This is a genomic window from Sphingomonas sp. Leaf62 (assembly GCF_001421915.1).
Lineage (GTDB): Bacteria > Pseudomonadota > Alphaproteobacteria > Sphingomonadales > Sphingomonadaceae > Sphingomonas.
In genome coordinates this window covers 32,386-54,196 of record NZ_LMLN01000012.1, presented here as the reverse complement: position 1 = coordinate 54,196, position 21,811 = coordinate 32,386, and the positions used below count along the sequence as shown (strand labels likewise).

General features: G+C 66.9%; 18 protein-coding genes. 7 read left to right on the top strand and 11 right to left on the bottom strand.

Features of this window, described 5'->3' with window-relative positions; translation table 11 throughout:
• Positions 1-325: 325 nt before the first annotated feature.
• On the top strand, positions 326-1,327 hold the full coding sequence (locus tag ASE91_RS07190; RefSeq protein WP_056624347.1) for a threonine aldolase family protein: 1,002 nt from the start codon (positions 326-328) through the stop codon (positions 1,325-1,327).
• Entirely contained in the window at positions 1,324-2,235 is a 912-nt protein-coding gene (locus ASE91_RS07185) for a DMT family transporter (protein ID WP_056624344.1), read from the top strand. The genes ASE91_RS07190 and ASE91_RS07185 overlap by 4 nt, the downstream gene beginning before the upstream one ends.
• Here ASE91_RS07185 and ASE91_RS07180 read toward each other — a convergent pair.
• The 3 genes from ASE91_RS07180 to ASE91_RS07170 form a co-directional block, all read right to left on the bottom strand.
• Positions 2,145-2,975 (bottom strand): hypothetical protein, encoded by an 831-nt coding sequence (locus tag ASE91_RS07180; RefSeq protein ID WP_056624339.1) that lies wholly within the window; start codon positions 2,973-2,975, stop codon positions 2,145-2,147. The genes ASE91_RS07185 and ASE91_RS07180 overlap by 91 nt on opposite strands.
• A complete protein-coding gene (locus tag ASE91_RS07175) occupies positions 2,972-4,585 on the bottom strand; it encodes a M28 family metallopeptidase (RefSeq protein WP_056624336.1) in 1,614 nt (537 codons plus the stop codon). The genes ASE91_RS07180 and ASE91_RS07175 overlap by 4 nt, the downstream gene beginning before the upstream one ends.
• Positions 4,586-4,688: 103 nt before the next feature.
• Positions 4,689-6,359: a M28 family metallopeptidase gene (locus ASE91_RS07170; protein WP_082453878.1), complete on the bottom strand. Its 1,671-nt coding sequence runs from the start codon at positions 6,357-6,359 to the stop codon at positions 4,689-4,691.
• Between the two features lie 97 nt (positions 6,360-6,456).
• Between ASE91_RS07170 and pepN the strand changes: the two genes are divergently transcribed.
• Entirely contained in the window at positions 6,457-9,045 is a 2,589-nt protein-coding gene (gene pepN, locus ASE91_RS07165) for an aminopeptidase N (protein WP_056624656.1), read from the top strand.
• Positions 9,046-9,068: 23 nt separating this feature from the next.
• On the opposite strand, the gene ASE91_RS07160 is transcribed toward pepN, so the two are convergent.
• From ASE91_RS07160 to pyrE, 8 genes are all read right to left on the bottom strand, one after another.
• The gene (locus ASE91_RS07160) at positions 9,069-10,262 is read right to left on the bottom strand and encodes a glycosyltransferase (RefSeq protein ID WP_055996650.1); all 1,194 of its coding nucleotides are present in this window, start codon (positions 10,260-10,262) and stop codon (positions 9,069-9,071) included.
• An 8-nt stretch (positions 10,263-10,270) separates the two neighbouring features.
• Entirely contained in the window at positions 10,271-10,783 is a 513-nt protein-coding gene (locus ASE91_RS07155; protein ID WP_056624652.1) for a DUF2141 domain-containing protein, read from the bottom strand.
• Positions 10,783-11,697, bottom strand: a complete 915-nt coding sequence (locus tag ASE91_RS07150; protein ID WP_056624333.1) for a hypothetical protein — start codon at positions 11,695-11,697, stop codon at positions 10,783-10,785. Before ASE91_RS07150 ends, ASE91_RS07155 begins: the two co-directional genes overlap by 1 nt.
• Before the next feature lie 42 nt (positions 11,698-11,739).
• Positions 11,740-12,390 carry a maleylacetoacetate isomerase gene (gene maiA, locus ASE91_RS07145; protein ID WP_056624332.1) on the bottom strand — a complete coding sequence of 217 codons (651 nt, stop codon included), beginning with the start codon at positions 12,388-12,390 and terminating at the stop codon, positions 11,740-11,742.
• Positions 12,387-13,340: a signal peptidase I gene (gene lepB / locus ASE91_RS07140; RefSeq protein ID WP_056624329.1), complete on the bottom strand. Its 954-nt coding sequence runs from the start codon at positions 13,338-13,340 to the stop codon at positions 12,387-12,389. The genes maiA and lepB overlap by 4 nt, the downstream gene beginning before the upstream one ends.
• Positions 13,341-13,348: 8 nt before the next feature.
• Positions 13,349-13,756 carry a holo-ACP synthase gene (gene acpS / locus ASE91_RS07135; RefSeq protein WP_056624649.1) on the bottom strand — a complete coding sequence of 136 codons (408 nt, stop codon included), beginning with the start codon at positions 13,754-13,756 and terminating at the stop codon, positions 13,349-13,351.
• Positions 13,757-13,910: 154 nt separating this feature from the next.
• Complete coding sequence (locus tag ASE91_RS07130; RefSeq protein WP_055996661.1) at positions 13,911-14,639, bottom strand: pyridoxine 5'-phosphate synthase; 729 nt, start codon at positions 14,637-14,639, stop codon at positions 13,911-13,913.
• A complete protein-coding gene (gene pyrE / locus ASE91_RS07125) occupies positions 14,636-15,217 on the bottom strand; it encodes an orotate phosphoribosyltransferase (protein WP_056624646.1) in 582 nt (193 codons plus the stop codon). Before pyrE ends, ASE91_RS07130 begins: the two co-directional genes overlap by 4 nt.
• 204 nt (positions 15,218-15,421) lie before the next feature.
• Between pyrE and coxB the strand changes: the two genes are divergently transcribed.
• From coxB to ASE91_RS07105, 4 genes are all read left to right on the top strand, one after another.
• Positions 15,422-16,618 (top strand): cytochrome c oxidase subunit II, encoded by a 1,197-nt coding sequence (gene coxB, locus ASE91_RS07120; protein WP_056624326.1) that lies wholly within the window; start codon positions 15,422-15,424, stop codon positions 16,616-16,618.
• A gap of 1 nt (position 16,619) precedes the next feature.
• Positions 16,620-18,278: a cytochrome c oxidase subunit I gene (gene ctaD / locus ASE91_RS07115; protein ID WP_056624323.1), complete on the top strand. Its 1,659-nt coding sequence runs from the start codon at positions 16,620-16,622 to the stop codon at positions 18,276-18,278.
• Between the two features lie 194 nt (positions 18,279-18,472).
• Positions 18,473-20,242 (top strand): DUF1800 domain-containing protein, encoded by a 1,770-nt coding sequence (locus ASE91_RS07110; RefSeq protein WP_082453876.1) that lies wholly within the window; start codon positions 18,473-18,475, stop codon positions 20,240-20,242.
• Positions 20,239-21,630: a DUF1501 domain-containing protein gene (locus ASE91_RS07105; protein ID WP_056624320.1), complete on the top strand. Its 1,392-nt coding sequence runs from the start codon at positions 20,239-20,241 to the stop codon at positions 21,628-21,630. The genes ASE91_RS07110 and ASE91_RS07105 overlap by 4 nt, the downstream gene beginning before the upstream one ends.
• Positions 21,631-21,811 lie beyond the last annotated feature (181 nt).

Here is a 21,811-nt window from a genome sequence, read left to right as displayed (position 1 = left end):
AGCGTCTATGGACTCCCGCCTACGCGGGAGTGACGAAGAAGGGGAACGCCCCCCCGCCGTCGTCCCCGCGCAGGCGGGGACCCATACACGCAACGCCTGCGCTCCCATCACGAACGTCAGCGTCCATGGATTTCCGTTTTCGCGGGAGGGACGAAATTGGCGACCGCTCACCCCTCCCGTCATCCCGGCGCAGGCCGGGATCCATCCCTCCCCAAACACCGAAGCCATCGATCCTGCGGCACGAAGGATCCCGGCTTGCGCCGGGATGACGAACCGCAGCGGCTCCCCGGTTGACCCCCGCCCCCCACGCCGCCAAGGCATTGCCATGCGCTTCTTTTCCGACAACGCCGCCCCCGCCTGCCCCGCCGTGCTCGACGCGATCGTCGCCGCCAACGGACAGGATACCGCCTATGACGGCGACGCGCTCAGCAAGCGGCTCGACGCGCGGTTCGGCGAACTGTTCGGCTGCGGGGTCGCAGTGTTGTGGGTGCCGTCGGGCACCGCCGCCAACTGCCTCGCGCTGACCGCAATGTGCCCGCCGCATGGCGGCATCGTCTGTCACCACGAAGCGCATATCCAGAATGACGAAGGCGGCGCCCCCGAATTCTACACCCATGGGGCGAAGCTGATGCTGCTGGGTGGCGACGGCGCAAAGCTCGCGCCCGACGCCATCGAGGCCTATCTGGCGACGATCCGCGACGACGTGCATCAGGTACAGCCGCACGCGATCTCGATCACCCAGGCGACCGAAGCCGGTCGCGTCTACACCCCGCAGGAAGTCGCCGCGATCGGCGCCGTCGCCCGCGCGCGCGGTCTCGGCCTGCACATGGACGGCGCACGGTTCGCCAATGCCGTCGCCCATCTCGGCTGCACGCCCGCCGAGGTGACGTGGCAAGCCGGGGTCGACGCGTTGTCGTTCGGCTTCATCAAGAATGGCGGCATGTCGGCCGAGGCGCTGGTCTTCTTCCGCCCTGAACTGGCGAAGGTCGCCCGCTATCGCCGCAAGCGCGCCGGGCTGCTCGCGTCGAAGGGGCGTTTCCTCGCCGCGCAGTTGCTGGCGATGCTCGACGGTGATGTCTGGCTGGCCAATGCCCGCGCCGCCAATGCCGGTGCGGAGATGCTGGCACAGGCGGCGGGCGACCGGCTGATCCACGCGGTCGAGGCGAACGAGGTATTCCTCCGCTTGAGCGCCGACGAAGCCGCCCGGCTTCGCGCGCAGGGCTTCGACTTTTACGACTGGGGTGTCGGACAGGCACGGCTGGTCGTCGCATGGGATCAGGATGCAGCGACCGTCCGCCCGCTGGCGACGGCGATCGCCGCGCTATGACCGACGCGCCGCGTTCGGCCACGCCGGCGGTGCTGGTCCCGTTCGGCATCGTCACCCTGATCTGGGGATCGACGTGGATCGTGATCCGCGATCAACTGGGCGTGGTGCCCGCATCGTGGTCGGTGACCTATCGCTTCCTGATCGCCGGCACGGTCATGCTGCTCTGGGCATGGCGGCGCGGTGACCGGATCGCGGTCGACCGGCGCGGACTGTTGTTCGCCGCCGGCCTCGGCCTCGCGCAATTCTGCCTCAACTTCAATTTCGTCTACCGCGCCGAACAATATGTCACGTCGGGGCTGGTCGCGCTGATGTACGCGCTGCTGATCGTGCCCAATTCGATCCTCGCCCGCATTTTTCTGGGTCAGCGGATGGGGCGGCAATTGCTGGTCGGATCGGCGATCGCGCTCGCTGGTGTTGCGCTGCTGTTCGTCCATGAGGCGCGCGAGCATCCCGAAAACGGCGCGGCGGTGCTGATCGGCCTTGGCATCGCGCTGGCCGGGGTCTTCTCCGCCTCGGTCGCCAACGTCATGCAGGCGACCCCGACCGCCAAGGCCTATCCGATGGTGCCGCTGCTCGGGCTGGCGATGCTGATCGGCGCGACGATCGATGCGACCTATGCGGCCCTTACCGTCGGCGCGCCGGTGTTCGACTGGCGCTGGTCCTATGTTGGCGGGCTGCTCTATCTCGGCATCGTCGCCTCGGCGGTTGCCTTCACCCTGTATTTCGGGCTGATCCGCACGATCGGCCCGGCCAAGGCGGCGTATAACGGCGTCGTCGTGCCGGTGATCGCGATGCTGTTGTCGACGTTGTTCGAGAATTATCGCTGGTCGCCGCTCGCCGGGGCCGGGGCGCTGCTCGCGATGGCCGGGCTGGTGGTGGCGCTCAAGGCGCGCAGGCCAAACCGGTAATCGGGAAAATCGGGCCGCCAGCCCAGCACCCGTCTGGCCTTGCCGTTCGCCACCCGCCGGTTCTCGCCATAAAAGGCGCGCGCCATTGGACTCAGCGTCTCCAGCGCGACGAACGGCGGCGGCTCCAGCCCCAGCAAGTGCGCCGCATATTCGACAACATCATTCTGCGAAGCTGGCAGATCGTCGGATAAATTATACGAACCTGCCGGTGCAATCAGTCCGTACGTGACACCTTTGGCAACATCCGCAACATGCACGCGGCTGAACACCTGCCCCGGCTGCTCGACCCGATGCGCCTCCCCCGCCGCCACCCGTTCGAGCGGCGAGCGCCCCGGCCCATAGATTCCGGGCAACCGAAACACCCGCGCCCCCAGCCCCAGCCACGCCGCATCGGCCGCGTTGCGGTTGGCCCGACGCCCGGCGATCGGCGTGCTTTCGTCGACCCAGCCGCCATCGGCATCGCCATACACCCCGGTCGACGACAGATAAGCCAGCGTTCGGCCGGTCAGCACGTCACGATAGCGTTCCAGCACCGGGTCGCCATCGCCGTCGGGCGGCACGCTGGACAGGATTGCCGTCGCCTGCGCCGCCTCGAACCGCACCCGGTCGCGGTCGGCAAAGGCGATGCTGTCATCCCGCCCATCTCGCGTTGTCCCGACCACCCGCCACCCCCGCGGCTCCAGATGCGCGGCGACTGCGCGGGACGTATAGCCCAACCCAAAGATCAGCAGGCGGCTCATTTCGCCCCGTAACCGTCGTATAACAGCCCGAAATAATCGCCCTTGTTCCAGCGCGGCCGGTCATCGGCATCGGCCAGATCGAGCGCGATATCGTGGTTGATCGCGACGAACACCCGCCCCGCCGTCCAGTCGAACTTCTGGCGCATGTCGTCGCCCGGTTGGTGATACCGATGTTCAAGGAAATCGGCGACCGCCGCCTTGCCGGGGCCAGCCCAGCCGGTGTCGAGCGACACCGACGGCACGCCTGCCTTGACGAAGCTGTAATGGTCCGACCGGACGAAGATCGCCTCTTCCGGCTCGGGATCGGGGCTCAGCGCGATGCCGCGCTTGCCTGCCGCGCGCGCCACGGCCTGCGCGACGGTCGAATGGTCGGCACCGATCGCGACCATGTCCTGAAAGCGATAGGACAGGATCGGCATGTCGAGATTGACGTCGGCGACGATCGCCCCCTTGGGAACGGTCGGGTTCAGGGCGAAATATTCGCTGCCGATCAGCCCCGCTTCCTCCGCCGTCACGCTGACGAAGATCAGGCTGCGGCGCGGTTTGCGCGGATCGGCGGCGAATTGTTTCGCGACCTCGATCATCGCCGCAGTGCCCACGCCATTGTCCATCGCGCCATTGTTGATGACGTCGGCGCCCTTGGGCAGTGTCGGATCGGTCGACACGCCGATATGGTCGAGATGTGCCGACAACGCGACATATTGACCACGCAAGGCGGGATCGCTGCCCGGCAGGACGCCGATAACATTGCTGCTGTCGAAGCGTTTGGTCGTCGAACGCTGACGCGTCGTCACCTGCACGCCCGTCGGTCCGCGCGGAACGGGCGTACCCGCCGCCTCCGCCTTCAACACCGCCGGCCAGTCGATCGCCGACCCGGCGAACAGCTTGGCCGCACCCGACGCACTCAGCCACCCGATCGACGGCGCGGCGCTACCGGCAACCTGCGCGCGCCCGTCCTTCCCGACCCACGTCATGCGCGGGCTGCGATACAGCGACATCAGATAGCTGAACGGATAGCGTTTCGACTGTTCGTCGGTCTCGATCTGAATCACGCCGATCGCGCCATGCGCGGCCGCGTTCGCACGCTTGGTATCGCCGCTGCCCAGATGCGCGCGGATCTCGCTCGGCAGCTTCGGCGGCGCGCCATAGAGATAGGCGACGATCTTGCCGCGCACGTCCAGCCCGGCATAATCGTCGATGCCGTTCGCCGCGTCGGCCACCCCCTGCCCGACGAACACCACTTCGCCCGACCGGCGCAGATCGGGTTCGAGAAAGCTGGTCGAGGTGAGATAATCGGTGCCGAAGGTCAGCGCCGGCCGCCCCGCCGCCGTCAGCCGCCCCTTGCCCGCCGGTACCGCCGAGATCAGCGGCACGCGTTGCAGATAACTGCCATCGTCGCCGCCGGGCTGCAATCCGGCGGCACGCATCTGCTGCGCGACATAGGCGGCGGCGCGGTCATATTCGGGCGTACCGGGTTCGCGCCCCTTCATGTCGTCGGCGGCGAGGAACGCGACATGCGCCCGCATCGCCGCCTCGTCCGGAGTCATCGGCGCGGTCTGGGCGAGCGCGCCGGTGGAAGCCAGCAACAGTGCGAGCGGAAAGAGGCGCATCGGTGTCCTTGTCATTCAAAGATAGTCGTCATCCCGGCGCAGCCCGGGATCCGGGGGTCCGCGAACGTCGGTCTGCGCCGGGATGACGAAGAACGGCGAACGCCTATTTCGCGCCATACCCGTTATAGAGCGTCCCGAAGAAATCGCCCTTGTTCCACGCCGGGCGCGCGGGGGCGTCGGCGATGTCGCGGGCGATCTGGTAATTCACGTTGATGAAGCGTTCGCCCGATTGCCAGTCGATCGGCGGCCCCTGCACCACTTCGTCGGACGGCTTGTGGTAGTTGTTGGCGAAGAACGCATCGACCGCCGCCTTGCCCGGCCCCGACGTGCCCGGCCACAGGAACACCGACGGCACCCCCTGCTGCACGAAGCGGTAATGGTCGGAACGCACGAACAGCGCCATTTCGGGCATCGGATCGGGCGAAAAGCTGGCCCCCGCCTGCGCCGCTGCCCGCTTGACGATATCGCCCAGCGTCGATCGCGCCGCACCGAACGCGATCACGTCGGTGAATTTGTAGGTGATGATCGGCATGTCGAGATTGACGTCGGCGACGATGCGCGCCTTGTCGATCGTCGGGTGGTTGGCGAAGTAATCGGAGCCGACCAGCCCCTTCTCCTCGGCGGTAACCGCGAGGAACAGGATCGAGCGGCGCGGCGGCTTGCCCGCCGCCTTGAAACGCTTGGCCTCCTCTATCAGCGAGGCGATGCCGACCGCATTGTCCATCGCGCCGTTATAGATCGTGTCGCCCTTCGCATTGGGGCTGCCGACGCCGACATGGTCGAGATGCGCCGACAATACCACGGTTTCGGCCGCGACCGAACGGTCGCTGCCCGGCAGGATGCCGGCGACATTGTAGCTGGGCAGCGGCGTGATCGCGGTCTTGATCGTCACGGCCATGGTCGGCTTCAGCGCGACCGCACGGAACTTGCCCTTGCCCGACAGCGCAGCCGCCGCCCCGGCCCAGCTCGTCCCCGATCCGGCGAACAGCTTCTCCGCGCCCGCCGCGCCGAGGGTGGCGATGGTCGGCACGCCGCCGCCCATCACATGGCCGACGCCATCGGGTGCGGCCCAGCTGACGCTCGGGCTGTCATAGCCCGCCGCGCTCTTCGACAGCGGCGAACGTTGTGCCGCCTCGGGCGTCTGGAGCGAGATCACCGCGACCGCGCCCTTGGCCCTGGCGATCGCCGCCTTGGTCGCGATGCCGCCGAAATGCGCCGATTCCTCGCTGTCGAGGCCTTGCGGCGCGCCGCGCACCACCGCCACGATCTTGCCGCGCACATCGACGCCGGCATAATCGTCGCGACCCGGCCGGACGATGCCGTACCCGACATAGACGACCTTGCCCTCGGTCATCGATTCCGGTGCCTGCGGATTGATGCCCGGCAGATATTCCTCGCCAAAGGTCAGCGCCTGGCCGTTCAGGCTGACCTGCCCCTTGTCGGCGGCGTTCATGCGGATCAGCGGCACGTTCTGCAGATAGCTGCCGTCATCGCCCGCCGGACGCAGCCCGGCCGCATAGAATTGCGAAGCGACATAATTGGCGGCAATGGCATATTCCGGCGACCCGGCATCGCGCCCGCGCATCGCGTCGCTCGCCAGGAACATGACATGCGCCTTCATCGCTGCCTGTGCCGCCGGCAGCTCGGCGTTCACCGCTGCGTTACGCGCCGTCAGCTCGGCGGCAGTGGGGGCGGGAGCCGGCGCGATCGGCGCATCCTGCGCAATTCCGGCGGTACTGATGAAGAGACCGAGCAACAAGGCTGGACGGAACATTGGAATCCTTCGACAAGCGATCATAGATACAGGCGTAGCCAATGCCGTGACCCCACGCAACGACGGCACGAACGCGATTGAAACGGGTGAGAAGATGATGGTCGATGCGACGCGTACTCCGATGGCCCCGCCGATCATCCGTCGCGGCGACTATCGTTCGCCCGAATGGCAGGTCCCCTCGATCGCGCTGGAATTCGATCTCGATCCCCGCAGCACGCGCGTGCGCGCCACGCTGTCGGTCGAACGGAACGGCACCGGCCCGCTGCGCCTCGACGGCGACGGGCTGACGCCGCTGTCGGTCGCGGTCGACGGCACGCCGCGCAACGACTGGCGGCTGGAGGACGGCGCGCTGGTCCTCGACCTGCCCGGCGACGCGCACGAAATCACGACCGAGGTCGAGCTCGAACCGCAGGCCAATACCCAGCTGATGGGCCTCTATGCATCGGGCGGCAATCTGTGCACCCAGTGCGAGGCGGAGGGCTTTCGCCGCATCACCTTCTTCCCCGACCGCCCCGACATCCTCAGCCGCTACCGGGTGAAGCTGACGGCGGACAAGGCACGGTTTCCGGTGTTGCTCGCCAATGGCGATCCGATGGCGGCGGGCGATCTGGACGATGGACGCCACTGGGCCGAATGGTCCGATCCCTTCCCCAAGCCCTGCTATCTCTTCGCGCTGGTCGCCGGCGATCTGGTCGCCAATCGCGCACGGTTCGTGACCGCGTCGGGGCGCGAGGTGGAAATCGGCATCTGGGTCCGCGCACCCGATCTGGCCAAGACCGACCATGCGATGCGCGCGCTCAAGACGTCGATGGCATGGGACGAGCGCGTGTACGGCCGCGAATATGATCTGGACGTGTTCAACATCGTCGCGGTCGACGATTTCAATTTCGGCGCCATGGAGAACAAGGGGCTGAACATCTTCAACAGTCGCTACATCCTCGCCGACCCCGACACCGCGACCGATTACGACTATGACGGCATCGCCGCCGTCGTCGCCCATGAATATTTCCACAACTGGTCGGGCAACCGCGTCACCTGCCGCGACTGGTTCCAGCTGTCGTTGAAGGAGGGCTTCACGGTCCTGCGCGATCAGCAATTCTCCGCCGATCAGGGGTCGGCGGCGGTCAAGCGGATCGAGGATGTCCGGTCGCTGCGCGCATCGCAGTTCCCCGAGGATGCCGGTCCGCTCGCCCATCCGATCCGGCCGGACGCCTATCAGGAAATCAGCAACTTCTACACCGCCACCATCTATAACAAGGGGGCGGAGGTCGTCCGCATGATCGCGACGATCCTCGGCGAGACCGCGTTCCGCGCCGGCACCGACCTGTATTTCAGCCGCCATGACGGGACGGCGGCGACCTGCGAGGATTTCGTGGTGGCGATGGAAGATGCGTCGGGCATCGACCTGTCCCGGTTCCGCCGCTGGTACGAACAGGCCGGCACCCCGCGCGTCGTCGCGACGCTGGCGCACGAAGCCGGCGGCGGGCGGGCGACGCTGTCGCTGACCCAGACCGTGCCGCCGACGCCGGGGCAGCCGACCAAGCTGCCGATGGTGCTGCCGTTGCGCGTTCGCCTGTTCGGGGCGGAGACGGGCCGCGCGCTCAGCGACGAGCATCTCTTCATCCTCGACGAGGAACAGGGATCGATCACCTTCGAAACCGTGACCGAACGCCCGGTCCTGTCGATCAATCGCGGCTTTTCGGCACCGGTCATCGTCGAGACCGATCGCGGATCGGCCGACCTCGCGTTCCTCAGCGCGCAGGACGACGATCCCTTCGCCCGCTACGAAGCGATGCAGCAGTTGATGCTCGACACGCTGGTCGCTTCGGTCGCGAGCGGGCACGGCGACCATGCGGCGGTGATCGAGGCGGTCGGCAACACGCTGGCCGACGACCGGCTCGACCGGGCATTCGTCGCAGAGGCAGTATTGCTCCCCTCCGACAGCTTCGTCGGCGATCAGATGGGGGTGGTCGATCCCGACGCGATCTTCACCGCGCGCGAGGCGCTCCGCGCCGATATCGGCCGCGCGCTGCTGACCGAATGGCGCGCCGCCTATGCCGGGACCGAGGCGGAAGCGTTCGAGTATACCCCCGATGCCAAGGGCAAGCGCCGGCTGCGTACCGTCTCGCTGGGCTATATCGCGGCATCGGGGGCGGGCGATGCCGACGACCTCGCCTTTGCCCAGTTCCGGCAGGCCGACAACATGACCGACCGGCAGGGCGCGTTGATGACGCTGGTCAACTCGGACTCGGACAGCCGCGTCGCCGCGCTCGACATCTTCTACAACCGCTATCGCGACAATGCGCTGGTGCTAGACAAATGGTTCACGACCCAGGCGCTGTCGACGCGGGCCGATGCGTTCGAACAGGTCGCCGACCTCGCCGGCCATCGCGACTTCACGCTGACCAATCCAAACCGTGCCCGCGCGTTGCTCGGCGCGTTCAGCATGAATCAGAAGGCGTTCCACCGAGCCGATGGCGCCGGCTATCGCTTCCTCGCCGACCAGTTGATCGCCCTCGACCGGATCAATCCGCAGACGGCGGCGAAGATGCTGCCGCCGCTCGCCCGCTGGCGGCGGTTCGACCGTGCGCGCGGCGTATTGATGCGCGCGGAACTGGAGCGGATCCTGTCGATGCCGGGGCTGTCGAAGGATATGCTGGAACAGGTGGGGAAGAGCCTGACCTAAATCCTCCCCGGCACGGGGAGGAATTATCGCGCGAACCATGCCGGGAAACGCTGTGCCTTCTCCGCTACCAGCCCTTCATAATAACGCATCAGGTCGATCGTATGGTCGCGATCGGTCCTGACTCGCGCCGCCGCTTCGTTCGCCGCCGCCTTGACCACATCATAGTCGCGCGCGAACAGCCGCGCGATCGCGTCCGCCGCCGATCGGGGATCGCGCGCGGCGTAGGTTTCGGCAAAGCCCGGCTCGGCGATCTCCGCGCAGCCGCCCTCGTCGGGCACGATCAGCGGCAGGCCCGATGCCAGACCCTCCAGCCCGACCAGTCCGAACGGTTCGGCATCCGATCCGTGGATCAGCGCATCGCAACTGGCCATGATCCGCGCTAGGCGCACCCGGTCGTACACCGGCCGGAACAGCCTGATATGCGGGCTGTTGCGCAACCGGTGCTCCAGTCGGCGGGTATGCACACCGCTGCCGATCTGGATCATGCCCACCGGCAGATGCTCGCCCGCCATCTCGACCGCGTCGAAGATCATCGGCCAGCGTTTCTCGGCATGGTGCCGCCCCAGCCCGAGCAGCAAATGACCCTCGGGCGGCAGGCCCAGCTGTTCGAGTAGCGACGCACGCAGTTGTTCGTCGCGATGTTCGGGCGAGAAGAAGCCGCGCTGAATGCCGAGCGGCATCGACGCATGGACCGTCAGCCCGCGCGCGGCATGCCGCTTTTCCAGCGCCGGGCCGTTGGTGACGAACGCATCCATCTTGGCCAGATACCGCGCCATATAGCGCGTCCACCACATGAACGCCTCCTCGATCCGCTCGCGGCTGGCCATGCGTTCGAACCAGCGCAGCGGATAGGCGCCGACATTGTCGTTATGCGCGAAATAGACCTTTACCGCATCGCCCGGCCAGTCGGCGACGATGGTGGCGGGACGCCACGGGCTCGACGCCTCGACCACGTCGGGATGCAGTTCGTCGAGCAGCGCGTGGATCGCCCCGCCGCGCAGGAAGATGCCGTAATTGGGGTCGAGGACCAGCGTCGGTGCCTTCACCCAATGGATGCGACCGCCGCCGGGACGTTCCTCGACCGCATTGTGCTTGGCGGGGGCGATGACGATCAGTTCATGGCCCAGTTCGGCCATGATCGTCATCTTGTGATCGATATAGGTGCGGACCCCGCCGCCGGTGGGCGAATAGAATTCGTTGACGTCGACGACGCGCATCGGATCGTTCAGCCCAGCGGGGCGAAACCGCCCAGTCCGCGCAGATATTGGGCGCGCACCGTCGTCGTCGTCACGCCCGCCGGCACGTTGACGATCGCCTGGGCCAGTTTCGGCCGGGCGCGCCCGAGCTTCCCCGCGCCCGGAAACCCCGCGCCGTCGCGCATGAAATTGAACTTGTTGCGGCCATCGCGATCATGGGTGAACAGCAACGCATAGCGGCCGGGCGATGGCGCGCGGATGCACAGCTGCACCGCCCCGGACGCGGGCATGTCGGCCCAGACGCGGCGAAAGAACTTGCCCTCGGCACGCAGGTCGCGATCGTCCTTCAGGAAATCGTCGTCATTGGCCGGGTACAGCTCCAGCTTCAGCCGGCCGGTACGGTCCTTCAGCCCGACGACGTTGACGCGGATCGCCGGCCCCTGCCCGCTGTTGCAGGCGGCGGCGTCGCTGCCGATCGATTGCGCGGCGGCGGGCGTCGCGACGAGCAACGCCGCACCGAGCAGCGTCATGGGCAATTGCATCATTCTTTCCTTGCGAGCGCAGGAAGCCCGAATGCCGCCATCAACACCGCGTGGGTAAACAGGGTGAGTGTCGCGACGAACGCGACGAGGTCGGACAAGGCTTCGCCATGCCCGATGAACATAATCGCGAAGTTGGCGAAAAGAAGGTCTTTGTTCGGCAACAGCGGCAGCCGTGCCACCACGAGACGCCCGGCGGCAAGGAACAGCCACCATTTGATCGATACCAGCGGCATCGCGAAATAGCTGGCGATGCCGAAGGCGAGCGACCCGAGGATCAGGCGCGCGCAATGCACGCCGAAGATCCAGCCTAGCGTCCGCGCCGACAGCGAAAACACCCGCCGCGAGAACAACAGGAGCACGCCCGAAATCCCGACCGCGACCGCCGCCGACCATGCCAGCATCCGCAATTGCGGCGGCGTGAACAATTCGAACGCAAAGGGCAGCGCCACCGCCAGCATCGCCACGGTCACGATATTGCCGGCGATCCCCGACAGGATCGTCACGTCCTTCACCGCACCGAACGGCGCCGTTACCATCTTCAGCCGGGCACGCGCCCATGCATAGAAGAATACGTCGCCCGAATAGCCGATGACGACGTCGTTCGCGATCCGCTTGCGCACCAACGCCCCGAAGCCGTCGAACGGCAACCGCCACAGCGCGCGGAAGATGACGAAGTCGAACAGCGGCGGCGAGAGATAGGCGAGCGCGAAGAACGCATAGAACCACGGCGAATCCGGCGCGGCCAGTCCGACCCCGGCCCAGCCATGGTCGAACAGCTCCCACGCCAGCCCGACGATCATCAGCGCCGACAGCGCCGCACCCAGCATACGCGGCCAGCGCGGGCGGAACCGCTCCAGCGGCTCCAGCCCGGCAAGGTCGGGACCACCCCGTACGGCCTCGGTATCGCTTACCATGTCGCGCGACGTCCTACGCGCCTGGCCCGGCGTTCGCCAGCATCATGCCGCGGGCGCCATCCGGTCGGCCACCCGGTCGGGATGCGCGGCGGCAAAGGCGGGCAAGCACGCCGCCCGCGCGTCGATCGCGACCAGTTTCGGCCATGGCGACAGGTCCAGTTCGAACCGCCGCGCATTATAGAGTTGCGGCACGAGGCAGCAATCGACCACGCCCGGCGCAGCGCCTCCGAAAAAGCCGTCGGTTGGCGCGTTCGCCTCCAGCGCATCCAGCCCCAGCGCGATCCAGTGGCGATACCAGTCCGCCTTGGCCCCGGCATCGGCCCCGAACTGGCTTTCGAGCCGCTGTAATACCCGCAGATTGTCGATCGGGTGGATGTCGGCGACGATCACCAGCGCCTGCGCCATCGCCTGAGCACGAGCGAGCGGATCGGACGGAAACAGGCGCGGTTCGGGACAGGTGCCGTCGAGCCAGTCGAGCATCGCCAGCGACTGGGTCAGCACCGTACCGTCGGACAACGCCAGCGCCGGGACCAGTCCCTGCGGGTTGCGCGCCAGATGCTCGGCCCGGCGCTGTTCACCCTGCACCAGCGAAATCTCCACCCGGTCATAGGCGACGCGCTTGAGGTTGAGCGCAATGCGGACGCGATACCCCGCCGACGACCGGAAATAGTCGTACAGCGTCACGTCGCTCACTGCGCGGCGCCGCTCGCCGGCACCAGCGAGGTACCCGCGCGGCCGCTCCGGAACGAACTGAACCATGTCGCCGGGTTCAGGCTGGTCGTGCCGTCGAGCGAGAAGGTGATGAACTCGGCCCGTCCGCCGATATTCTCCCACGGTACCGGTCCGCCCAAGCCCCGCTCGGCTTCCGAAAAGCGGCTGTCGGCGCTGTTGTCGCGATTGTCGCCCATCAGGAAGACATGGTTGGCCGGGATCACGATCGGCGCGAAATTGTCCCCCTGCGAATAGCGGAAGTCGATCGTGTCATATCGCCGCCCGTTCGGCAGCGTCTCGCGGTACATCGGCAGGCGGCAGAACGCCCCCTTGTCGGTCTGCACCAGCGCGCCCGGATACTGGTCCGGATCGCAGCGGGTATTGGCGTCGACCGGGATCATCGCGTCGCCCATCGCCTTGCGCGGAATGGCCACGTCGTTGATGTAGACGACGCCCCCCGCCACCTCCAGCCGGTCGCCCGGCAGGCCGATGACACGCTTGATCAGGTCGGTGTTGCTTCCCGGAGGCTTGACAATGACCACATCCCCCCGCTCCGGCAACGAACCCCATAGCCGGCCATGCCATGCCGGCAACTGGACGCTCCACGTATCCTGCGGCTGGTGCAGGACGATGTCGCGGAACATCGCCACCGGATTGGGGATGGTCGGCGACACGAACGACCAGCCATAGGCATATTTGCTCACCACCAGCCGATCACCGACGCGCAGCCCCGGCAGCATCGATTCGGACGGGATGTAGAAAGGCTTGGCGATGAAGCTGTGAAAGCCCAGCACCACCAGCAACAGCCAGAACAGCCCGCGCACTTCGCCCTTCCAGTCGAGCCGCGCGCGGCGCGGATGATGGTGGGCGGGCGCCGGGGTCGGCGACGACGCGGGAACTCCCTGGTTCTCCAGCGCCAGATGATCGGCCATCGAACGTCCTACTCTGTTGCCGGCACCGCTTCGATGATGACGAACGCCTGCGCCCAGGGGTGATCGTCGGTCATCGTCAGATGCACCTTCGCGACGTGGCCCGCCGGCATCATCGCGTCAAGCCGCGCTTTCGCGCCACCGGTCAATGCCAGCGTCGGCGCGCCCGACGCGGCATTGACGACGCCGATGTCGCGCATGAACACGCCCTGCGCAAAGCCGGTGCCGACCGCCTTGGAAAAGGCTTCCTTGGCGGCGAACCGCTTGGCCAGCGTACCGGCGCGGGTGAAGGGACGCCTGGCGGCCTTTGCCTGTTCGACGTCGGTGAAGACCCGCTGGAGGAAGCGATCGCCGAACCGGTCGAGCGACGACTGTATGCGGTCGATGTTGCAGAGGTCCGAACCGAGACCGACGATCATGCGCAGATCCTTCCCATCGCCGATGGGGAGGGGAACCATGCGTAGCATGGTGAAGGGGGCGTCGGCGCAGCCGGCGCTACGCGCCGCCCCTCCACCACCGCCTTCGGCGGCGGTCCCCCTCTCCAAGCACGCTTGGGGAGGATTTGCACGGCTCTCACCGTGCAGTCTCCATCAGGTCCTTCATCCGCCGCACCATCGGCCCCAACCCGCCAAAGATCGCCTCGCCGATCAGGAAATGGCCGATATTGAGTTCACGCACCTGCGGGATCGCGGCGATCGGAATGACATTGTCGAAGGTCAGGCCATGGCCGGCATGAACCTCAATCCCGTTCTTTGCCGCCAGCGCCGCTGCATCGGCGATACGGCGGAGTTCGGCGACCTGTTCATCGCCGGACAATTCGGCATAGCGGCCGGTGTGCAACTCGACCACCGGTGCGCCGAGCGCCACCGCCGCGGCGATCTGCTCCGCATCGGGTTCGATGAACAGCGACACCCGGATCCGCGCCGCGCCCAGTTCGCGCATCATCGGGGCCAGCGTGTTGTGCTGCCCCGCCGCATCCAGCCCGCCCTCGGTCGTGCGCTCCTCGCGCTTTTCGGGCACGATGCAGGCGGCGTGCGGCCGATGGCGCAGCGCGATGCCCAGCATCTCGTCGGTCGCCGCCATTTCGAGGTTGAGCGGTACGGTCAGTTCCGCCGACAGCCGGGCGATATCGTCGTCGGTGATGTGGCGGCGATCCTCGCGCAGATGGGCAGTGATCCCGTCCGCGCCATGCTCGGCCGCCAGCAGCGCGGCGCGTACCGGATCGGGATAGCCCGAGCCGCGTGCGTTGCGGACGGTCGCAACGTGATCGATGTTGACGCCGAGGCGCAGTGGCTCGCTCATGCCGCGCGGCTCCCCGGCTTGATCGCCGGGATCGCCGCCAGATCGGCGGGCAGCGCATCGGGTTGGTAGCTCGGCACGTCGAGACGGATCAACGGGAAGAACGGCACGCCCAGATCGGCACCGCCGTTCGACCGGTCGACCAGCGACGCCGCCGCCACGACCTTGCCGCCCGCCGCCCCGATCGCGGCGATCGCCTCGCGCGACGACAGGCCGGTGGTCACCACATCCTCCATCATCAGCACGCGGGTGCCGGCATCGATGCGGAAACCGCGGCGCAGTTCGAAGGTGCCCGTCGGCCGTTCGAGGAACATGGCAGGCACGCCCAGCGACCGGCCCATCTCATGCCCGACGATCACCCCGCCCATCGCCGGCGAGATCACGACATCGATCGATTCGCGCGCATCAGCGGGCAGGCGGGCCGCCAGTTCGTCGCACAGCCGTGCGGCACGGCGCGGGTCCATCAACACGCGCGCACATTGCAGATAGCGGGACGAGCGCAGGCCCGACGACAGGATGAAATGTCCCTCCAGCAGCGCTTCCGCCTGCCGGAATTCATCGAGGATCGCGTCGTCGTTCATGGTTGTCGTCCCGCCGGTTGCCGTCGCGCGCCGCATTAGTCCGGCACCGGGTACGTTCGCAACCATCGCTTGAGGCCGGGCGACATGCCGCGTATAGCCCGGAGGGTTAGGGTTTCCAAACGCCCGCCCTATGCGACCACGCCGGTCAAGAAGCGTGCAGCATAACTTGTAACGGGGTGACACGACACGATGCGAAGCATTGGGATGAGGATGTTTGTTTACGCGGCCGCCGCGGCATTGGCGGGAACCGCCTATGCGCAGCAGCCAGCGGCAGTAACGCCGGGCACGGGCGCGGTAGCGACCGCGCCGCAGGCAGGGGCCCCGCCCCCCGGATCGGCGGAGGCCAATCCGACCGGACAGGTGACGCCGCCGGCGACCGCCGCGGCGCCGACGCCGCCCGCGGTGCAGGACCCGACGCTGAACGCTGACGGATCGCCGCGGATGGTCGCGACGCCGAATGTCGGCCAGCCGACCGACCGCACGATCGACCTTCAGACGCAGGTCACGCCGAATGGGCGCGAGGGGAAAGCGTTCCACAACCACATCCTGATGCCGGTAATCGTCATTATCTCGCTGCTGGTGCTGTTCCTGCTCGGCTATGTCGCGTTCCGTTTCCGCGAAAAGGCGAACCCGGTTCCGTCGAAGACGTCTCACAACACCGTCATCGAAATCATCTGGACCGCCGCCCCGGTGCTGATCCTCGCCGCGATCGCGGTGCCGTCGATCGGGCTGCTCGCACGCCAGTTCAAGCCCGCGCCCGACAATGCGGTGACGCTGAAGGCGATCGGCAACCAGTGGTTCTGGTCCTACGAATATCCCGATTATGGCGGCGTGTCGGTGACCGCCAACATGCTGAAGGAACGGGGCGAAGTCGGTCCGGGCCAGCGGTTCCGCACCGATGCCGACGGCCCCCGCCTGCTCGCGGTCGACAATCGCATCGTGCTGCCGGTCGGTGTGCCGATCCGCCTGATCACCACTGCGACCGACGTGATCCATAGCTGGGCGATGCCCGCCTTCTGGATCAAGCTGGACGCGGTACCGGGACGGCTGAACGAAACCAGCTTCACGATCGAAAAGCCGGGTTTGTATTTCGGCCAGTGCAGTGAGTTGTGCGGTGCGCGCCATGCGTACATGCCGATCGCGGTCGAAGCGGTGCCGGTCGCGCAGTTCAACCAGTGGATCCGCGCCAAGGGCGGCACGCTGCCCAACCCCGCGCAGGCCGCCGCCCCCACCAGTGCCGTGATCCCGCAGCCGGGTGCCGATGCCGCCGACGCCACGTCGGAAGCCGGCAACACCGCCAGCGACGCGTCGACGCCGGTCGTCAACGCGACCGAAGCCGCCTCTCCCTCCACCCAGCGCGCCACCGGCAACGGCGGCGGCGTCGGCAACGTGGACCAGTAAGATGACCGATTCCGCCCTTTCCGGCCACCACGCGTTCGACGCGCACGGGCACGGCCACGACGCGCATCACCACGATGCCGACCACAAGCCGGCGTTCTTCGCCCGCTGGTTCATGTCGACCAACCACAAGGATATCGGGACGCTGTACCTGATCTTCGCGATCGTCGCGGGGATCATCGGCGGGGCGATTTCGGGGGTGATGCGCCTCGAACTCGCGGCACCGGGCATTCAGTGGCTGCCCTGGCTGTCGGGACATGAGGGCGATCAGGCGCTCCATTTCTGGAACGTGCTGATCACTGCGCATGGCCTCATCATGGTGTTCTTCATGGTCATGCCGGCGATGATCGGGGGCTTCGGCAACTGGTTCGTCCCGATCATGATCGGCGCGCCCGACATGGCGTTCCCGCGCATGAACAACATCTCGTTCTGGCTGCTCATCCCCGCCTTCGCGCTACTGCTGGGCAGCACGATGTTCGGCGGCGGTGCGGGTACCGGCTGGACGGTCTATGCCCCGCTGTCGACCTATGGCGAACCGGGACCGTCGGTCGACATGGCGATCCTGTCGCTGCACCTTGCCGGTGCGTCGTCGATCCTGGGGGCGATCAACTTCATCACCACCATCTTCAACATGCGCGCGCCGGGCATGACCCTGCACAAGATGCCGCTGTTCGTGTGGTCGGTGCTGGTTACGGCCTTCCTACTGCTGCTCGCGCTGCCGGTGCTCGCCGCGGCGATCACCATGTTGCTGACCGATCGCAAGTTCGGCACCACCTTCTTCGATCCGGCCGGCGGCGGCGATCCGATCCTGTACCAGCATCTGTTCTGGTTCTTCGGCCACCCCGAAGTGTACATCATGATCCTGCCGGGCTTCGGTATCATCAGCCACATCGTCGCGACGTTCAGCCGCAAGCCGGTATTCGGCTATCTCGGCATGGCCTATGCCATGGTCGCGATCGGGGCGGTCGGCTTCGTCGTGTGGGCGCACCACATGTTCACGACCGGCCTGAGCGTAAATACCAAGATGTACTTCACCGCCGCGACGATGATCATCGCGGTGCCGACCGGCATCAAGATCTTCTCGTGGATCGCGACGATGTGGGGCGGCAGCCTGCGCTTCCCCACGCCGATGCTGTGGGCGATCGGGTTCATCTTCATGTTCACGGTCGGTGGCGTGACCGGCGTCGTGCTGGCCAATGGCGGTGTCGACGACGTCCTGCACGACACCTATTATGTCGTCGCGCACTTCCATTACGTGTTGTCGCTGGGGGCGGTGTTCGCGCTGTTCGCCGGCTTCTACTACTGGTTCCCGAAGATGTCGGGGAAGATGTACAACGAACTGCTCGGCAAGCTGCACTTCTGGGTGTTCTTCATCGGCGTGAACGTCATGTTCTTCCCGATGCACTTCCTTGGCGCGCAGGGCATGCCGCGGCGCTACCCGGACTATCCGGACGCCTATGCCTTCTTCAACCACATCGCCTCGGCCGGATACGGCATCATGGCGATCGGCATGGTGTTCTTCTTCGTCAACGTCGTCATCTCGCTGATCGGCGGGCGCAAGGCGGCGGACAATCCATGGGGCGACGGCGCGACGACGCTGGAATGGACGCTATCCTCGCCCCCGCCCTTCCACCAGTTCGAAACCCTGCCCAAGGTCGACTGACCCGACGGCTGGCCCAAAACAGCAACGCCCCGGAGCGATCCGGGGCGTTTTTTTGTGGGTTTCACAGGGCTCGATACGGTTGCGCAACTGTCGCGTTAACGGCCGGTAAACCATGAATCCACAGGAAAACCCGCATGTTAATCATTCCCCAACCATAGGCCGCTATCCCCGTCGTCAGCGTACAGGGGATTGCCATGTTGGGCGACGAAACGATCATCGACACCGCTGATCGGACACTGGTTTCTGAACAGACGACGCGGGCGCTGCCCGTCGATGCCGCGCCCGCTTCGGGCTTCGCGGCGAAGCACGGCATGGTCGCCGCCGCCGCCTTGCTGGCGGCATGCGATTCCGGCGGAGGCGGCTCTGGCCCCGGCACGGTGACCGTCGCCGGCCCCAGTCCCACGCCGACGCCCGCCCCCACGCCGACCCCGACCCCGACCATCGCCGCCCTGAACGCCCGCAGCGCCAGCCGCTTCCTCGCGCAGGCGACGATGGGCGCGACCCGCACCGGCATCGATTCGGTGCTGAACACCGGGATCGCCGCGTGGATCGAGACACAGTTCGCGGTCCCCCGCCCAACCAGCCACTGGGACTGGATGGTCGCCAACGGTTATGCCGAGGCGAACAAGATCAACGTCCAGAGCGGCTATGACGCCAGCGTCTGGCGGCAGGTGATCGCCGGCCCCGATGCGCTGCGCCAACGGGTGACGGTGGCGCTGCTCGACTATCTGGTGGTCGGCATGGGCGCGCTGAACATCGGCTGGCGGTCGCTGGCGGTCGCGGCGTACACCGACGTGCTGGCCGACAACGCGTTCGGCAATTACCGCGACCTGCTGGGCGCGATCAGCCGGAACGCGGCGATGGGCATGTTCCTGACGTTCGTGAACAGCAAGAAGGGCAATCCGTCGACCGGCAGCCTGCCAGACGAGAATTACGCGCGCGAACTGATGCAGCTGTTCACGCTCGGCGTGAATCAGCTCGAACAGGACGGCACCGTCCGCATGTCGAACGGACAGGCGCTCGAAACCTATACGCTCGACGACGTGTCGCAGTTGGCCCGCATCTTCACCGGATTGCAGCTGGCGAGCAGCGACACGACGACCCCCGACCGGATGCGCCAGCCGCTGATCCTGAACGCGGCGAACAACGAAACCGGATCGGCGACCTTCCTCGGCGCGACGGTTTCGGGGGGCGGCATGGCCGCGCTCGACGCGGCGCTCGACGTCATCTTCCGCCATCCCAACGTCGCGCCGTTCGTGTCGAAGCAGCTGATCCAGCGGATGGTCACCTCCAACCCCAGTCCCGCCTATGTCGGGCGCGTCTCGGCCGCCTTCGCCAATAACGGCAGCGGCGTGCGCGGCGACATGAAGGCGGTGATCCGCGCGATCCTGCTCGACCCCGAAGCCCGCGACGAAGCCGCCGCGCTGGCCAGCACCACCGCCGGTCGCCTGCGCGAGCCGGTGCTGCGGCTGACCAACTGGGCGCGCGCGTTCGGCGTCACCTCGCCCAGCGATGCATGGGCCATCGGCGATACGACCAGCACGACCACCCGGCTGGGGCAGGGCATCGGGCGCGCCGCCAGCGTATTCGGCTTCGTCCGGCCGGGCTTTACCCCGCCGGGCACGGCGATGGTGCAGGCCGGGCTGACCGCACCCGAATTCCTGATGTCGAGCGAACAGACCAACATCGCGTACATCAATTACATGCAGTCGCTGGTCGGCGGCGGCACCGGCGATACCAAGGCGGATTACGCGCCGATGATGGCGCTGGCGTCGGACAGCGCGAAGCTGGTCGACGAGGTCAACCTGATCCTTGCCGCCGGACAGCTGCGCGCGGCGACCGTTGCGTCGATCCGGGCCGCAGTCGACAGCATCCCGCTGACCGCGAACAACGCCACGCTCAACCGAACCGGGGTCGCGATCCTGCTGACCCTTGCCTCGCCCGATTATCTGGTGCTGAAATGAACGCTCCGACCATCCTGACCGACGTATCCCGCCGCGCGTTCCTGCAACGCTCCGCCCTGTTCGGCTTGGCCGGGGTCGCGGCCCCGTTCGTCACCAGCCTCGGCGCGATCGGCGAGGCGGCGGCGGCCACCGCCAGCGATTACAAGGCGCTCGTCTGCATCTTCCTCGCGGGCGGCAACGACCATTTCAACACGCTGGTCCCCTACGACCCGACCAGCCACGCCAAATATGCGTCGCTGCGCAGCGCGCTTGCCTTCTCGCGCGAGGCGCTGGCGCCCACCGTCCTGCTGCCGACCGCCGATCTTGGCGGGCGGGCCTATGCGCTCGCGCCGGCAATGGCCCCGCTCAGCCCGTTGTTCGATGCCGGGCGGATGGCGGTGGCGATGAACGTCGGCACGCTGATCCAGCCGACGACCAAGGCGCAATATCAGAACAGGTCGGTGCGCCTGCCGCCCAAGCTGTTCAGCCATAACGACCAGCAGAGCTTCTTTCAGGCGTCGAGCCCCGAAGGAGCCGGCTCGGGCTGGGGCGGCCGGATCGGCGATCTGTTCCAGTCGGGCAACGGCACGTCGGCGGTCACCTGCATCAATGCATCGGGCAATGCCGTCTTCCTGTCGGGTCGCAACGCGATCCAGTATAACGTCGGCACCGGCGGGCCTGTCCCGCTGCTGCGCAACGCGTCGTCGCTCTACGGGTCGAGCGTCGCTGCGCAGACGCTGCGACAGATGATGACCGACGCCAATCCGCATATGTTCGGCGGCGAATATGCACGGATCAACAAGCGGGCGATGGATACGCAGGTCCAGCTCGCCAACGGTCTGGCCGGCGTTCCGGAGGCGAATTTCCCGCTGTTCCCCGACGACAACGGCCTTGCCGACCAGCTGCGGATGGTCGCGCGGATGATCGCGATCTCGGGCGATCTGGGGACGAAGCGCCAGGTGTTCTTCGTGTCGATGGGCGGGTTCGATCTGCACGATAATCTGGCGTCGAACCAGCCGCGCCTGCTCGGCAAACTGGCCGACGCGATGCGCGCATTCCACGACACCACCGCCGCGCTGGGCGTCGCGGACAAGGTAACGACCTTTACCGGTTCGGATTTCGGGCGGACGCTGCCGTCGAACGGCAATGGGTGCGACCATGGCTGGGGATCGATGCACTTCGTCATGGGCGGCGCGGTCAAGGGCAAGCGGCTCTACGGCACCGCGCCGCTGGTCGGCACCAACACCACCGACGATGTCGGTCAGGGGCGGCTGATCCCGACCATGTCGGTCGACCAATATGCATCGACGCTGGCGCGCTGGTTCGGCGTGTCGGACGGGGACATGTCGACCGTACTTCCGAATATCGGCAATTACGACAAGTCGAGCTGGGGCCAGGGGTTCGTCTGATCGCTGCGGGGGAGACACCTTCCCGTCCTTTCGGCCAGGACGGGACGCGATGCAGGATGCAAGCGTCCCGCCGCCTCGATCGTCCGCCTCACGCCGGCCGGGGGCCCACGCCTGCACCGGTGGTGAATCGGACACCGATGCAGGTCGGTTCCTCGCCTTCCTGGTAGGTGCGGAATGTCGG